Source organism: Vibrio sp. 2130-1 (genome assembly GCF_033339515.1).
In genome coordinates, this window is sequence record NZ_JAWOUT010000007.1 from 264273 (window position 1) to 280551 (window position 16279).

The following is a 16279-nucleotide window of genomic DNA, read 5'->3' on the forward strand; positions in this document are numbered from 1 at the left end:
GTGCAACATAAGATTGCCGGGAATAAAAATAATTACAATACTGCCTTACTGGAAGATACATGAAAATCAAACCCCTCCCACCTTTAAATAGCCTCGTTGCGTTTGAAGCGTCGGCGCGGCACTTGAGTTTTACGTTAGCCGCTGACGAGCTAAACGTGACCCAAGGTGCTATCAGTCGCCAAATTAGACAATTAGAAGAATACTTAGGCAAGGCTATGTTCACGCGAGCCAATCGAAGCATTAATTTAACGCCTACAGGTCTTCAATATTATCAAGCTGTCAGCCAATCTTTGCTCGATATTGCTCAAATCACGGGTGAAGTGAAGAAGTGGCAGGGCGAACAAAAGATCACGGTTGCGACGACAAATGCAATGGCAGCCTTGTGGTTGTTGCCTAAGGTTGCTCAATTTCAAAATGAACATGATGACATCGATATAAGAATATTGGCCTCAGATAATGTGTTGGACTTACGCCGATTAGATTGCGATCTCGCCTTGTTTTATTGTCGCACTCCACCTGCGGAAATGGATGTGACAACGCTATTTTCAGAAGAAGTATTCCCTGTGTGTAGCCCGCTTTATTTAGAGAAAATAGGCCAGCCTAGTGAGCCAGAAGAAATCTTCAATAAAACGTTACTCTATCTGGAAGAGTCTCAAAGAGATTGGGTGAATTGGGAGCAGTGGTTTGCGAGTGTAGGATTGCCAAATATTTCGCCTCGTAATCGCATGAACATCAATAACTATCCAATGCTGTTACAAGCGGCAATTAATGGTCAGGGAATCGCGTTAGCCTGGGGGTCATTAGTGGACGACTATTTACAAAGCGGTGCTTTAGTTAGGCCAGTCGAACACGTGCTTTCAACACCTTCCAATTTCTCTATGCTTGAACCTAAAAATAGAGGTTTAATCCCAGCAAGCGTCAAGCGTTTTAGAGAGTGGCTTTTGCAACAGTTGCCAGATGAGGTGGGTGATCGAGGTTTAGCCTAAATCAATAAGCAGAGAAAATAACAGAGTTTGGTCATGTTAAAAAGCGGGAGTACCAGTTCCCGCTTTGTTTTAATTGATTGGATGAAACGACGCAATAACTTAGTACTGGTCCTTGATTGAGTGTGGAATCACTTTTTTGTGAGGATCTTGAAGCGATAGGCTCGGAAGCCACAGCTTTGCTTTCAACAAGCGGTTCAACAGGACCATCAAGTTTCTCTTGCTCTGGGTGAACATGCTCAGGCAGCATTGCCCATGGCTTAGGTTCGCGTCGAATACTATGGAACAGCGTTAAGCTCATCACCGCGATAAAAATGGCGATAGGGAAACCGGCAATAATGGAGGCCGTTTGCATTGCTTTTAACCCTCCTGCGTATAGAAGTACTCCCGCAATGGCTGCGATCATGATCCCCCACAATACGCGTATAGAGGTAGGAGGCTCACTGTGCCCAGCGGCATCGAGGGTACATAGAACCAAGGTACCCGAGTCTGCGGAGGTAATGAAATAAGTACCGAGCAATAGACACGCAAGCACGCTAAGGAGTTTACCAAACATACCTGTATCTAGGTTGTCGAATAGCGTAAACAAAGCGCGTGTCGTATCAGCTTTAGTCGCTTCAAGAATCGGGCCGCCAGAAAAATCCGCAGGTGGTGTCTGTTTGGCTTCTTGTGCCGCAGTGACTTGCTCTTGATGAGCAACACGAGCGTCTTGCTCTACCTTCAACGCTGCACCACCAAATACTGAAATCCATAAAAACGTGATTAGCGTAGGTACGATTAATGCGCCACCGATAAGTTCACGTATTGTGCGTCCTTTAGAGATACGAGCCACAAACATGCCAACGAAAGGTGCCCAAGTCATCCACCAAGGCCAGTAATAAGCCGTCCACCAGTTTTGCCAGCCAGAGTCATTCTGTGCATCGCTCCATAAGCTCATACCGACAATGTTTTGTGCATAAAGCCCCGTACTTTCGAGTAGCGTATTTAAGATATAGCGAGTTGGACCAATGTAAAGTACGACTAGCACGAGTGCGAGTGAGAGCAGCATGTTCCATTCTGATAAACGGCGAATACCTTTTCCTACACCAGATAGCACCGACGCAACCGCACAAGTACAAAGGGAAACGATAATAAAGAGTTGAATCCCCAAACTAATATCTAGACCAAAGGCTTGATTCAAACCAGAGTTTATTTGGATAACTCCCATCCCCAAGGTTTGAGAGATACCGAAAGCAGTCACCGCGACTGTTAGGATATCAACCGTGTGTCCGATAGGCCCATAAATACGATCACCAATCAAAGGGTACAAGATAGAGCGTAGGGTAAAAGGCAGATCTTTACGGTAGGAAAAGTAAGCTAATGCGAGTGCAACAATGATAAAGACAGACCAAGGATGTAGACCCCAGTGAAAGAATGTCAGTTTCATTGATGTTGTTGCGGCTTCATTGGTCAGGCCTTGAGTAAATGGGTTGTCAGCGTAATGCCACATCGGTTCGGCGACCGACCAGAAAATTAAGCCTATCCCCATGCCTCCGGAAAAAAGCATGGATACCCAAGACAAATAACTAAACTCTGGTTTTTCGTCATCTTTACTCAAACGAATATGCCCATATCGACTAACCATAAGGTAAAGAAGAAACCCGACAACGAGTGAAACAAGTCCGATGTAAAACCACTTCATATTCTGTAGCAAAATGCCGGAAATCGTTTCGAAGTATTGGCCCGCTTGGTTGGCGAGAATGGCGCAGAAAAGTACAAAACCGATAACGACGATCTTTGATGCGATAGTCACAGTCGGATTGAGTCCTTTCAATATCCCAGATGTTGCTCTCATAGGCATCCCTCACAGTGCGTTTGTTTTAGCGTTATTGTTTGTTGCGTTATTGTTAATTTTTGAAAGAGAGTAGAGAGAGGGCTTTTGTGTTTCAACTGATTAATACTCATCGGTTAATGAGTATTAATCATGACAAGAAGATCATTGTTAATTAAAAGGTTATTTTTTGTTCGAGATCAATGCATGAATGACAAAAACTCATCCAAGCCCGGCGAAAAAGTCGTTTGTTTGTTGCCGGGTTGTTAATCAAAATCATCTCCACTAACACAACACGATGTTGTACGCACTGGATGCAACTCGACTCTCGGAGATAAGAATATGAGCAATGTCAACCAAACCATTATTCCTGTTGAACTTGTTGATAATGTACTGAACCCAATCAGTGAAGCAACAGGAATGCCGAATCAGGCCTACACCAGCGAAGAGTATTTTACTTTTGAGCGTGATCAGGTGTTTGGTAACACTTGGGTATGCATTGGTTTTGCATCAGACCTGCTTAAAAATGGCTATGTGATGCCACTTGATTTCATGAATCTTCCACTACTCATGATGAGAAATCGTCAAGGTGAAGTCCAAGTCTTCCACAACGTATGTAGTCATCGTGGTATGAAGCTGGTGCATGAGGCAGGCGAAGTTCAAGGCATGATTCGCTGTCCTTACCATTCATGGACGTACGATCTTGACGGCAATCTAAAAGGCACACCACACATTGGTGGTATCGCAAAACACAAAGATGACCGATTTAAGTGTGAAAAACATGGCCTTAAGCCACTTCGTTCAGCCGTTTGGATGGACATGGTGTTCGTCAACTTATCGGGCAATGCAGAAAGCTTTGAAGAGCATATCGCGCCGCTAGAGCAACGTTGGCAGCAATTCTTAGGTGAAGAAGGATTAGGGCTTCTTCGCCGCGTGAACATGGGTGGCAACTTAGAGATAGAAGTGAAAAGTAACTGGAAGCTTGCCGTAGAAAACTACTGTGAAGCTTACCACTTACCTTGGGTGCATCCGAGTTTGAACAGTTATTCTCGCCTAGAGGATCACTACAGCATCATGTTTGCAGAGCGTTTTGCTGGCCAAGGTAGTCTCGCATACAACCTCTCTGATACTGCAGGAACACACTTACCTAAATTTCCAAACTGGCCAGAAGATAAACTGCGTCATGCAGAATATGTTGCACTCTTTCCAAACGTGTTGCTTGGTATTCAAGCCGATCATGCCTTTGCGATGATGATTGAACCAATCACTGCGAATAAGAGTGTTGAGCACCTACGTGTTTTCTATGTGGGTGATGAAGCAACGAAAGATGAGTTCGCTGCGTGCCGTACTGCTACCGTTGAGTCATGGCGAGTCGTATTCGGCGAAGATATTGGAGCGGTCGAGGGCATGCAGGAAGGTCGTTACTCACCTGGCTTTGGTGGTGGTGTGTTCTCACCAGAAATGGATGTTCCGACGCATTTCTTCCAAACCTGGTTGGCAAAGCAAGTGAAAGCGGCACTGGAGCAGTAATATGATGCATTACCTTAATTATATTGATGGTGAGTGGTGCGATTCAGAGCAAGCGCTGACCGTCATGAACCCTGGCACAGCCGAAGCGTATGCGACGATTGCAGAAGCCACTATCACCGATGCCGATCGCGCAATGGCAGCGGCACGTCGAGTGGTCTATCAAGGTCTTCTTTCGGACGTTCGTCCCGCCGTCAGAACCGAGTGGATGTTAAAAGCCGCCGCAGCTATTCGTGAAATGGTTGATGAAGGTGGGTTAGTTGCCTGTCGTGAAAATGGGAAATCTTTGCAAGATGCCAAAGATGAGTTTTTAGAGTCGGCACGTTACTTCGAATACTACGCTGGCATGGCCGACAAGCTGGAAGGCACGTCAATTCCGTTGGGTAAAGACTATGTCGACTTCACTCAATATGTGCCGTTTGGCGTGTCAGTGCAGATTGTGCCGTGGAATTTCCCTGTCTCTATTTGTGCACGCTCATTGGCACCTGCATTAGCCGCAGGTAACGCAGTGGTGATCAAATCGCCAGAGATTTCTCCACTTGCCATGACGTTGTTGATTAAAGCGATTGAAAAAGCGGGCTTCCCAAAAGGCACGATTAACTTGCTATGTGGCAAAGGCTCAGTCGTTGGCAGTCATTTGGTGCAGCACCAAGAGGTCGATCAAATTGTCTTTACGGGTTCTGTTCCAACTGGCCAACGCATCCTGCAAGATTCAGCGCAACGCGCTACTCCATCGGTGATGGAGCTGGGTGGTAAATCGGCTGCTATCGCGCTGAAAGATGCGAGCCTCGAAACACTTTTGAAAAGCGTTCAGGTCGGTATTTTCTTTAACGCTGGTCAAGTTTGTTCGGCAATGTCTCGTTTGCTGATTCAAAAAGAGCGTTATGAAGAAGTAAAAGCGGCGGTTGTGGAAATGGCAAAAAGCCTAACCATTGGCCAAGGCGAAAGCCAGCCGGACATCACACCGTTGGTATCGGCTGATCAACAAGCGCGCGTGCTTGAAATGATAGAACAAGCAAAAGCCGACGGCGCGAACATCCTAACGGGTGGCTACGCCCCTGATTTGTCGGGTTACTTTGTGGCACCGACGGTGATTGAAGCCTCACCAGATATGCGTATTGCTCAAGAAGAAGTGTTTGGCCCTGTACTGGTAATTACACCGTTTGAAACCGAGCAAGAGGCCGTTGAAATCGCGAATGGCACCGATTTTGGCCTGGTCGCTGGTGTCTTTGGTGAAAGCCTAAACCAAACATTGCGTGTGGCACAGCAACTGCGTGGTGGACAAGTGTTCATCAATGAATGGTTTGCTGGTGGCATCGAAACACCATTTGGTGGCGTGGGCTTGTCCGGGTTTGGGCGAGAAAAAGGACAAGAAGCGATTTATAGCTACGTCCAGACACGCAATATTGCCATTCGTTTGCAGCAAGACAGCAACGTATAGCTACCGTGTAACTGTATTTTCATCACCTCGTACCGGCTTGGATTTCAGACCACAAGCTAGGGCGAGGTTGATGGAATCACAACAAATCTGACAGCGGTTTGTAAACACGGAAATTCTGAACAAGGTAGTTGGAGTATAAGTGATGAGAAAGTGGCTCTGTATTATTTGCGGCTTAATCTATGATGAAGCACAAGGTTGGCCATCCGATGGTATTGCACCAGGAACAGCATGGGAAGATGTACCGGATGACTGGTTATGTCCTGACTGTTTAGTGGGTAAGGCCGATTTTGAAATGATCGAAATCACCGACGATGCGCCACTAGAAGAGGTTGCAGCGGTGTCTTCGGCGTCGGTAGAAGCGTCTGTTCAGCCAAATACTGCTCAGCCTCTTCCATCTGAAGTTACTCAACCTGTATTCTCAAATGACCCTATCGTTATCATCGGTAGTGGCCACAGTGGTTACCAGTTGGCGGCGGCACTTAGAGCGCAATCTGAGACGGTTCCGATCACTGTCTTTACCGCTGATGATGGCGCTTTGTACAGCAAACCAGCATTGTCTAATGCGTTGGTCATGAACAAAGACGGCGACGCGCTGCAAAGTGAAAGCGCGTTGGAGTGGGAAAGCCGTCTCAATATCCGCGTTTACCCGCATACGCGTGTTGAACAGATCGATCGTGCCAATTCAACTCTACATACCTCCATCGGTAAATACGCCTACAGCCGCTTGGTACTGGCAACAGGTGCATCACCGATTGAAATCCCAATTGAGGGCGATCGCTCTTGGGTTATGAGTGTGAACGACTTAGTTGACTACCGCCGTTTCAGATCTGAGCTGCAAGACAAAAAGCGCATCGCGATCCTAGGTGATGGCTTAATTGGCTGTGAGTTTGCGAATGACCTGATCGAAAGCGGTTATGAAGTGACAGTTATCGGGTTGGGTCAATGGCCAATGGAGCGTTTGATCCCGCAACAGTTGGGTGAATCATTACAAAGCGCACTTGCCGATCGAGGCGTGCAATGGGCTCTGCAAGACAGTATCGTCAGAATCGAGCCAAGGTCGGAATCTAGTGTGGTTTTACATCTAAACAGTGGCAAGCAGATTGAAGCAGACCTAGTGCTAAGCGCGGTTGGACTCAAGCCAAATGTTTCTCTGGCTGAGCAAGCAGGGCTCGAAGTGGGCCGCGGCATTAAAGTGAATCAATTCGGCCAGACGAGTGATGAGAATATTTACTCGCTAGGTGATTGTGTTGAAACTGAGCAAGGTTGGCAGCCCTATATTGCACCGATTAATCAAATGATCCCTTCTGTAGCGAAAAGCTTGCTAGGCGATGTCGCCCCTATCTCGTTAACACCAACTCCAGTGATTGTAAAAACGCCGATTCTTCCACTCACGATTTTCCCGGTAGCCGCTGAAGAACAGGGACAATGGTACATCGAGAACCAAGCAGATGAATTGACCGCTGCGTTTTATTCACCAGAAGGAGCAATGCTCGGTTTTGCGTTGCTAGGAAGAAAAGTACAGTCATTACGCGGCCCTTGGCTAGATCAATTGTCATTGAAACTGTCAGCAGCGTAGCGGAGAAAAAAGATGATTCATTTACCCAATGATGACGTGACGTGTGGTTGGTACCATGCGTTGCCAAGTATTCCAGAAAAATCGGCGTTAAAAGGTAAACAAAGTGCTGACTATGCCGTGTTAGGTGCCGGTTTCGCAGGCCTAGCTATGGCAAGACGTTTAGCTGAACTTATGCCTAATGCACGAATTATACTGATTGATGCGCAACGTATCGGCCAAGGGGCTTCAGGAAGAAATTCGGGCTTTGTTATCGATTTGCCTCATAAGTTTTCACTTGAGCATCCCGACCCTGAGCACAAGCAAAAGTTATTATCACTCAACCGTTCTGCGATTGCTCAGCTAAACACTTTAGTGTCGAAGCACAGTATTTCTTGTCAGTGGTCAGCAAAGGGCAAATATCAAGGAGCCGTAGGGGCGCGCGGTGAAGCGTATCTCGATCACTTTGAGCACCTAATGAAAGACCTTGGCGAACCATACTTCCATGTTAATGGCAGTGAGCTGGCGAAAGTCTTGGGAACAAACTACTACAGCCGCGCAATTTACACGCCAGGTGGTTATTTAATGCAACCTGCTGCTTTGGTGCGTGGGCTAGGGGAAAGCCTTCCAGAGAACGTCGAGGTGTTAGAGAACTCGCCAATCCGCAAGCTCAGTAAAGAAAACGGTTGCTGGGTATTACATGGAGATAGTGGCTCTGTTGAAACCCCTGAACTGCTGCTTGGGACCAGCATTTTTACTCGGGAGTTTGGTTATCTTAAAAACAGACTACTTCCAGTGATGACGTTTGCAAGCTGGACGCGTCCATTAACCGACGCAGAAATGCAACGATACGGAGGTGAGCTGAATTGGGGGTTAACTCCAGCTGATCATGCGGGAACGACGTTACGTATGACCGCCGATCGACGTATTTTGATCCGCAATACTTACAAACACGTGCCGAAATATGGCTCAAGCATGAACGATAAAGTCAGAGAACAAATTCGCGACGATCATCGTCAGGTCTTTCTGGCGCGTTATCCCGAGCTGGCCGACGTACCATTTACTCACACATGGGGTGGGGTGTATGCAATCTCTCGTAACTTTACTAACTTTTTCGGTCAATTAGATGAAGGTGTTTATGCTAGCGCTTGTGACAATGGTGTTGGTGCTGCGTGGGGAACCATTTCTGGAACACTGTTAGCTGACTATGTCGTTGGTGCGACATCTAAATCATTAGATGACATACAGCAAGTGACAGGAATGCCTTGTTTGAATCCGCCAGAGCCTTTTTTAGGTTTGGGAGTAAAAACGCGTATCCAATTAGCAAAATGGCAAAGCCGGAGTGAATTATGAAGCAAGTCAAACTTGTTGATAGTAAAAGTCTAGATTTCAATGTTCGTGGTGATACGCCAGGAATGGCGTATGTTGCCAGGGCGTTAAGCCCAGAAATTTCACCAAACATTGGCGTAGGCTTTGCTAAATGGGAAGGCGCTAAAGTGGCTTGGACAGTGCTTTATGATGAAGTTATTTTCGTGATTGAAGGCTGTTTCGAGCTGACCGCAAATGGTGAAACACATTTTGTGCACCCAGGTCAGATGCTGTGGATACCGGAAGGAACTGAATTGGTTTATGGTGGGCATGCTCTGTTCGGCTATGTGGTTCATCCAGGAAACTGGAAAGAGTTACATGGTATTGAATGACTTTTATCATTTAGTAGTGTCTCGGAAAGGCAAAACAAAAATCCGATTTTTACCCATGAGTTTTCGTAAAAGAACTTAATCTCAATGGAGCAAGGGTTTCTTACTTGCTATGTTTCTTGGTCACGTTTCCAGACGTGTTAGACCTTTCTCAATTGCTATTTTATCTATCAAAAAGGGAAGCCTTGGCTTCCCTATAATGAGTCTTCTTTTGGCTTGGCTAAATCTTTTATTTTAGCTCAAATTTACCCTGCATGATTGCCCAGTGACCCGGGAATGAACAGAAGAATGAATAGTCACCGCCGGCTTTCATTTTCTCAGTACTGAACGTAATGCTGGTGCTTTCACCGCCACCAATTACTTTTGTGTGAGCGTAGACGCGATCATCATTTGGTTTTACGTAGTTATTTTCTGCTCCAGCTGCCATGCCATCAGTACCGACTGCTTGTAGGTTGGCTGTGTCAGAGATGACCACGTTGTGACCCATCGATTGCGCTGGCATCTTACCTGTGTGATTCAGCGTCAGTTTTACCTCTTTACAAGTGGCTGGTACGCTCAATGTTTTAGTAGAAAACTGCATCATATCGTTAGCATCTAATGACACTTCACACTCGGCACTGGCTTGGGCACCAAAGCTCATTCCGACTAATGCGAAGGTTGTTGCTAATAAACGTAAAGACATATAACACTCTCCATTTTGTATTTTAGGCTGACTTGGATTGATCTTATCCAATAGTTCTCATTATCAGCCAATTTTCACTCCAAAAACGTGCTTCAATCGGTATATTGACGTTTTGTTGCAAGCTTGTACTGGTCAGTTCCGCTATTTGATCACTCAAATACCTTATTTCATGCGATTGCGTGAGTTAAATCAAAAGTCGTGATTAGCCAGAGTTAAGGTGAAATTAATCTCGCTAAACGGGTGGAAGAATCGTTTGGTTTTAAGGTATTGGAGAGGTTTCGAGAAAGAAGCTCAGCTAAATTGCTGAGCTTCTAGAGAACAGATGACAAGTAAACCTAGCGAGTTTGTTTTAACGTGTGCAACACATCATGCAGTGAAGGTGCGACAGTATGGCCTAATTGCTTTATTTCGTCACAAGGCTCAACCAGATCAGGAATTTGATAAGTGATCATGTTCGCTGCTACCGCAGCACGTACGCCATTATTTGAATCTTCAAAGGCGAGACATTTGGTTGGATCTACGCTTAGACGACTTGCTGCAAGCAGGTAGATCTCTGGATCAGGTTTGCCGTGTGACACTTCACAGCCTGTCGTTAAGTTGTCGAAATACTTGCTTAGGCCCGCTAACTCCAACTTCTTCTGTGCCACTTCTTTTGCTGTAGAAGTGGCGACTGCAATTGGCAACCCTTGGCCTTTCAACCACTCAAGCAGCTCAATCACCCCTTCTTTTACCGGTATAGCTTGGTGCTTAACCACAGCGTCGTAACGGTCGCGCCACTCTTGGTGTAAGCGGTCAAGATCATCCCCATAAGCTTTACGAAAAATCACTTCAATGCCCGCTGCATTGCGACCAATGATTGAAAGGTAAACATCTTTATAGAAGGGTAGGTTCTGGGCTTCACATGCTTCTTGGAAAATATGCATACAGACGCGCTCAGTATCAAGGAGCAAACCATCCATATCAAAAATAGCAGCTTGGTAGTTCATTACATTAAGACTTTTTGGTTGGGATGGAGCATTTTGACACAAGCAGATCGGTTTTTCTTCTAAAAATTAGAACTTGATTTTGATCCTATGAGTTCACATTGCCTCTGAACACACTATACACAGAGTCTATAAATTAGGTGTGAAATATAATGTTTTTAAAATTATAAAATTCAGTTAAATAGATAAAACTCTATCTTAATATAAGCTAGAGTTTTATTAATATTCTATTGTTATTTTAACTATTGGATAATTTATTAATAGTTAAAATTAATAATAAAATAATACCAAATCACGATTGTTTACGACTGCATGAGTGTACCAGCTCTTGACTTCAGATATTTGTTGCTCTGATAAGCCTCCGAAGTCAACGTTATCTTGGTGAATATCTTGATTTTTTATCATAAAAACAACAGGGAAATCGTCAGGGAATGGGAATTTTATAGGATAATCGGTATTAGTGAATGGAATATCGCAGAAATCGTTTACATCGCAAGGATACCAAGAGTTATTGGATAAGTAATAACCAGTTATCTTACATATAGCTTCAAGCAAGTAAGCATAGGCGTAACCCAAGTGACTGTATTTTATCTCTTCAGACAACATTTGCATAAGAAGCTCTTCAGCTCGGATGCTTTCGCCACTACTTTCCAGCATTTCATTAATCACTTTAAAGGAGTCTTGACACCTTTCCATGATGGCTTTTTCTAGCTCTGGATTACGCTCATTCTTTAGTACGTTAAAAACCTTTTCAGTATCTAATGAATATACTGTCGCCCCATATCCCATATTTTTATTCTCCTCACTTTTATACAGTTAAATTCATTTAAGTGTTTTTATCGAAGGGATTATATTTTGATGTTTTTTGAAGGTAAAGTGTATACATAGAGGTTGTATTTATTATGATGAACTTTGAAAGTTTAGATTCTTAAAATAAATACTATATATTTAATTTTATTAGATCTGGCTCATAAAAATACCTTAACTATTATTGTGTTTATTGTTAAGGGTTATTAAATCTGTGAGGTGGTTCAAGACAATAAAATTTAGAAGAAAATACCGTCAAACTTAGGTGGCTATTCTATCTGAGCACTCAGCTCACTACTTATAGTGGGCTGAGTGAGCGGTTGGGCATCGGCTCTTTATTTGGCGATGAATATGCCATATTAGGTGATATTCGTTAGTGTCTATTTTATCGCCAGCCGTTTTGCTAATCGGTGCAAATTGCCGTTATCTAATTCAAGCTGACGTGCCGTTGCTGCCCAGTTGCCTTGGTTTTTTTCCAGAGCTCGAACAATCATCGCTTTTTGGAAGGCGTCTGTGGCAGGCTTTAATCCGCCTTCTGGTAGCTCAAGCCGAGATTTTTGTTCCGTTTTTTCAACGTTCTTGATGTTCTGATTCGGCGTTCGAATATCAAAATCTTGCTCAACTAACTCAATGTCCATGGCGTGAGTACGCGCCTTTGCCAAAACACCAGCACGTTTAATGACATGTTCAAGCTCTCGCACGTTGCCTGGCCATGAATAGTCTTTGAGTGCCTGCACCAAAGTGGGAGACAAACGAATGCTGTTCAATCCCAATTTGCTTCTTAAGCGTTCGGCGAAAAAGCCCGCTAACAACACCACATCGTCTTCACGTTCACGAAGAGGTGGAACATGAAGCGGGAAGACGCTTAGGCGGTGATATAAGTCGGCTCGGAAGCGACCAGCAGTCACTTCTTCATGCAATATACGGTTAGTTGCGGCGACAATGCGTGTGTTGACTCGAATATGGCGGTCATCACCCACACGTTGAATGTCTCCATATTGTAGAGCTCGAAGTAACTTGGCTTGCAGCTCTAACGACAGTTCGCCGACTTCATCCAAAAACAGTGTGCCGCCATCGGCTTGTTCGAACTTACCTTTACGATTGCTGATCGCGCCCGTAAATGCGCCTTTGATATGTCCGAACAACTCGCTTTCCGCGACTGATTCGGGCAGCGCCGCACAGTTGAGGTAAACCAAGGTATTGTTAGAGCGGCTAGAGCGATGGTGAATAGCGCTGGCAACCAACTCTTTACCTACGCCCGTTTCTCCCATCACTAGCACAGACAATTCCGTATCGGCGACTGCATCAATCTGCTCTTGAAGATTCTTCATCCCCTTAGAGTTGCCAATGATTTCATTACTTAAGGTGCGTTTCTCGGCGTAAGAGTCGCGTGGCAGGCTCGCTTGTGTCTCGAGCTGTTCTAGTAGGAGTGCAGTGTGCAAGCCACCTGCTGCCAATGCGCTGACAAAACGTAACTCTTGGTTGCGTAGCCCATCAAATTGGTTGGGATCGAAGGCGTCAATCGTAATGGCACCAATCAGTTGATCGTCGATCAGTAGAGGTAAACCAATGCAGGAATGGACATGCAGTTTGTCATCGTGGTTTGGAATCAAGCCGTCGTATGGATCAGGTAAGTCGCTGTCAGAGGGAAAGCGCACGATGTCGCCTGCTCGGGCAATGGCTTCTAATCTTGGGTGCTGCTCAATGGAGAAACGGCGTCCAAGCACTTCTTTCGCCAATCCATTGATTGCTAAAGGTTTAAAGTGCTGGTCTTCATACAAAAGAAGGGCAGAAGAGTCACACTTCAATACATCTCGAATCGTGGTTAACAACGTATCGAAGCGAGCCTGTTGAGTGAGCGCCGAGTTAAGGTCTTGCGTGATGTGTAGCCATTGCGCGATTAAAGAAGTCATAGCCAATACCGATTGTGTCAATATGACTATTGTAGTGTCTTAATGACAATTTTCAACTGTGTCTAAATGACACTTGTCAAAGTTGGATTTTAATTAAGATATTGAAATGTATAGTAATTAAAAGTTGGCACGCCCAGTGCAATACAAGAAGAAATTATTTTTGTTTATCCCGTCATTCAAGGTAGTAATTATGACAATTCACGTAAAAAACAACATCCACTGGGTAGGTCAACGCGATTGGGAAGTTCAAGACTTCCACGGTACAGAATACAAAATGACAAAAGGTACCAGCTACAACAGTTATCTAATTCGTGAAGAGAAAACCGTATTGATTGATACGGTCGATCATCGATTCAGTCAACAATTCATCCAAAATTTAGAGATGGAAATCGACCTTAAGTCTATCGACTTTATCGTGGTAAACCATGCAGAGGAAGATCACTCAGGCGCATTGTCGGCATTAATGGAGAAGATTCCGAACACGCCAATTTACTGTACAGAAGCGGCGATTGATTCGATTGTGGGTCATCACCACCATCCTGAGTGGAACTTCAAAACCGTAAAAACGGGCGACAGCATCGATATTGGTAACGGTAAGCAATTGGTCTTCGTGGAAGCGCCGATGCTGCATTGGCCAGACAGCATGATGACTTACCTAACTGGCGATGCAGTGTTATTCAGCAATGACGCATTTGGTCAGCACTACTGCGATGAACGCCTGTTCAATGATGAGGTGGATCAAAATGAGTTGATGGAACAGTGTTTGCGTTACTACTCAAACATCCTAACGCCATTCAGCAGCTTGGTAACCGCTAAAATCAAAGAAGTGCTGAGTTTCAATTTGCCTGTCGACATGATCGCAACGTCACACGGTATTGTATGGCGCGATAATCCGGTTCAAATCATCGAGCAATACTTGGCGTGGGCAGACAATTATCAAGAAGATCGCATTACGATTTTCTACGATTCTATGTCAAATAACACCCGAATGATGGCAGATGCAATCGCGCAAGGCATTCACGATGTCGATCCTAGTGTGGCGGTCAAAGTCTTTAATGTCTCTAAGCACGATAAGAATGAAATTCTCGCCAACGTATTCCGCTCAAAAGGCATCTTGGTTGGTTCGTCTACCATGAACAACGTTATGATGCCGAAGATCGCAGGCATGCTAGAAGAAATTACTGGTCTGCGCTTTAAAGCGAAGAAGGCCGCTGCATTCGGTAGCTACGGTTGGAATGGTGGTGCGGTGGATCGTATCCATGCTCGATTGACCGACGCAGGCTTTGAAACCGCAGTGAGTTTGAAAACAAAATGGCGACCAGATGGTAAAGCGATGCGTGAGTGCCGTGAACATGGTCAGAACATCGCGAAATTGTGGGCGAAGCATGACCTGACAAGTCCTGTTCTTGCTCCGGCGGTTGCGGCGTCTGCACCACAAGTTCAATCACAACCCGCTGCGCCTGTGACAACACAAGCGGCAGTCGATGCTGCTCCTAGCAACCCTAATACCGAGGCGCATCCCGCAGATTGTCAATGCATGGTTTGCACCGTTTGTAATTGGGTATACGACCCAGCAAAAGGCGAGCCTAACCAAGGCGTTGAACCGGGTACGGCATGGTCTGAAGTGCCAGATTACTTCTTGTGCCCAGAATGTCACTTGGGTAAAGACGTCTTTGTCGAATACAACGGGTAAGAGGGCGAATATGCAAGCACCTATTGTGATTATTGGTAGCGGCTTTGCGGCTTACCAATTAGTGAAAACAGTGCGTCGAATGGATGTACATATTCCGCTGCAAGTGTTTACTGCTGATGACGGTGCGGAATACAACAAGCCCGATTTGAGTCATGTATTCAGTAACAAGCAAACCGCCCAAGACTTAGTGGTTAAGAGTGGTGAGGCGTTTGCACAGGAACACAACATCGAACTGTTCGCCCATACCATGATTGAGCATGTCGACGTGCAAGCTCAGCAAGTGGTCGCCAACGGCCAAACCTATCCTTACTCCAAACTGGTTTTTGCGACAGGCGCGAAAGCCTTCGTGCCGCCAATATCTGGTGATGCTGCACCTGAGGTGATAACGCTGAACTCGCTACAAGAATATCAATTAGCGGAAGAGCAAATCAGTCGTGCGAAACGAATTCTAGTAATGGGTGGTGGTTTGATCGGCGTTGAGATCGCCATGGATCTCGCAACCAGTGGTAAAGCAGTTACGGTGGTTGAGCCAAATCCCCGTTTGCTCGCTAACTTGATTCCTGAATTCGTCGCATTGCCGCTTGAAAACCAACTCAAGCAGCAAGGTATTCAACTTGTGTTGGAGACTGGGGTTGTTGCGATCAATCACTCAGATGATTCGCTGGTGGCAAGCTTGAGCAATGGTGAAGCGATCGAAGCCGATGTAGTGATTTCAGCTGCGGGTTTACGTGCTAACACTTGGTTAGCGAAGGCTTGTGGGTTGAGTGTCAATAAAGGCATCGAGGTGGATGCTCGATTACAGACATCAGCAGCCAATGTGTTCGCATTAGGCGATTGTGCTGAGATCCAAGGTCGAATGATGCCGTACCTCCAACCGATCGTGCTAAGTGCCAATGCTTTGGGCAAACAACTACTGGGGCAAGAAGCAGAGTTGAAACTACCGCCCATGATGGTAAAGGTCAAAACGCCGAGCTACCCAATTCAATTGGCAGGCGATTTTAGTTCGGTGACGAACTGGAGCGTGCAGATTTCTCAAACTGGCATTGCCGCGAAAGCAGAAGATGAAAATAGCCGACTCATGGGCTTCGTCGTGACGGGAGAACAAGTTACGCAAGCATTTCCATTGCTTCGAGAGTTGTCTCAAGCCGGTCAGGCTTAACCGATTTAAACGAAAAGAATTGTAATTAGAGA

The 16279-nt window shown here is 45.4% G+C and carries 13 protein-coding genes and 1 pseudogene; 9 read left to right on the top strand and 5 right to left on the bottom strand.

Going from position 1 to position 16279, the window contains the following annotated elements; genetic code table 11:
• Positions 1-59 precede the first annotated feature (59 nt).
• Complete coding sequence (locus R7Q09_RS13255) at positions 60-986, top strand: LysR substrate-binding domain-containing protein (protein WP_005385892.1); 927 nt, start codon at positions 60-62, stop codon at positions 984-986.
• Between the two features lie 31 nt (positions 987-1017).
• Here the strand turns inward: R7Q09_RS13255 and R7Q09_RS13260 are convergent, their stop codons facing one another.
• On the bottom strand, positions 1018-2817 hold the full coding sequence (locus tag R7Q09_RS13260) for a BCCT family transporter (protein ID WP_318071161.1): 1800 nt from the start codon (positions 2815-2817) through the stop codon (positions 1018-1020).
• Between the two features lie 318 nt (positions 2818-3135).
• Here R7Q09_RS13260 and R7Q09_RS13265 point away from each other — a divergent pair, with 318 nt between their 5' ends.
• From R7Q09_RS13265 to R7Q09_RS13290, 6 genes and pseudogenes are all read left to right on the top strand, one after another.
• The gene (locus R7Q09_RS13265) at positions 3136-4323 is read left to right on the top strand and encodes an aromatic ring-hydroxylating dioxygenase subunit alpha (protein ID WP_318071160.1); all 1188 of its coding nucleotides are present in this window, start codon (positions 3136-3138) and stop codon (positions 4321-4323) included.
• Position 4324: 1 nt separating this feature from the next.
• Positions 4325-5761, top strand: coding sequence for an aldehyde dehydrogenase family protein (locus tag R7Q09_RS13270; RefSeq protein WP_053303840.1), 1437 nt, complete (start codon positions 4325-4327; stop codon positions 5759-5761).
• Between the two features lie 142 nt (positions 5762-5903).
• Positions 5904-6065, top strand: a pseudogene (locus R7Q09_RS13275) (rubredoxin); the annotation flags it as partial.
• Positions 6054-7337: an NAD(P)/FAD-dependent oxidoreductase gene (locus tag R7Q09_RS13280; protein ID WP_318071165.1), complete on the top strand. Its 1284-nt coding sequence runs from the start codon at positions 6054-6056 to the stop codon at positions 7335-7337. The pseudogene R7Q09_RS13275 and the gene R7Q09_RS13280, both read left to right, overlap by 12 nt.
• Positions 7338-7349: 12 nt before the next feature.
• Entirely contained in the window at positions 7350-8666 is a 1317-nt protein-coding gene (locus R7Q09_RS13285) for an NAD(P)/FAD-dependent oxidoreductase (protein WP_005385877.1), read from the top strand.
• Positions 8663-9013 (top strand): ethanolamine utilization protein EutQ, encoded by a 351-nt coding sequence (locus R7Q09_RS13290; RefSeq protein WP_005375208.1) that lies wholly within the window; start codon positions 8663-8665, stop codon positions 9011-9013. Before R7Q09_RS13285 ends, R7Q09_RS13290 begins: the two co-directional genes overlap by 4 nt.
• A 226-nt stretch (positions 9014-9239) precedes the next feature.
• Here the strand turns inward: R7Q09_RS13290 and azu are convergent, their stop codons facing one another.
• The 4 genes from azu to norR all read right to left on the bottom strand — a co-directional run bounded on the left by azu (position 9240) and on the right by norR (position 13395).
• Positions 9240-9692: an azurin gene (azu, locus tag R7Q09_RS13295; RefSeq protein ID WP_005375211.1), complete on the bottom strand. Its 453-nt coding sequence runs from the start codon at positions 9690-9692 to the stop codon at positions 9240-9242.
• A 335-nt stretch (positions 9693-10027) separates the two neighbouring features.
• Complete coding sequence (locus R7Q09_RS13300) at positions 10028-10678, bottom strand: HAD family hydrolase (RefSeq protein ID WP_005385872.1); 651 nt, start codon at positions 10676-10678, stop codon at positions 10028-10030.
• A gap of 267 nt (positions 10679-10945) precedes the next feature.
• Positions 10946-11464 (bottom strand): hypothetical protein, encoded by a 519-nt coding sequence (locus R7Q09_RS13305; protein WP_005375218.1) that lies wholly within the window; start codon positions 11462-11464, stop codon positions 10946-10948.
• Positions 11465-11862: 398 nt separating this feature from the next.
• The gene (gene norR / locus R7Q09_RS13310) at positions 11863-13395 is read right to left on the bottom strand and encodes a nitric oxide reductase transcriptional regulator NorR (RefSeq protein ID WP_262631743.1); all 1533 of its coding nucleotides are present in this window, start codon (positions 13393-13395) and stop codon (positions 11863-11865) included.
• A gap of 190 nt (positions 13396-13585) precedes the next feature.
• Between norR and norV the strand changes: the two genes are divergently transcribed.
• Together norV and norW are read left to right on the top strand one after the other, a co-directional pair.
• On the top strand, positions 13586-15088 hold the full coding sequence (gene norV, locus R7Q09_RS13315; RefSeq protein WP_318071159.1) for an anaerobic nitric oxide reductase flavorubredoxin: 1503 nt from the start codon (positions 13586-13588) through the stop codon (positions 15086-15088).
• A gap of 10 nt (positions 15089-15098) precedes the next feature.
• The gene (gene norW, locus R7Q09_RS13320; protein ID WP_318071158.1) at positions 15099-16247 is read left to right on the top strand and encodes an NADH:flavorubredoxin reductase NorW; all 1149 of its coding nucleotides are present in this window, start codon (positions 15099-15101) and stop codon (positions 16245-16247) included.
• The last annotated feature ends 32 nt before the right edge of the window (positions 16248-16279 follow it).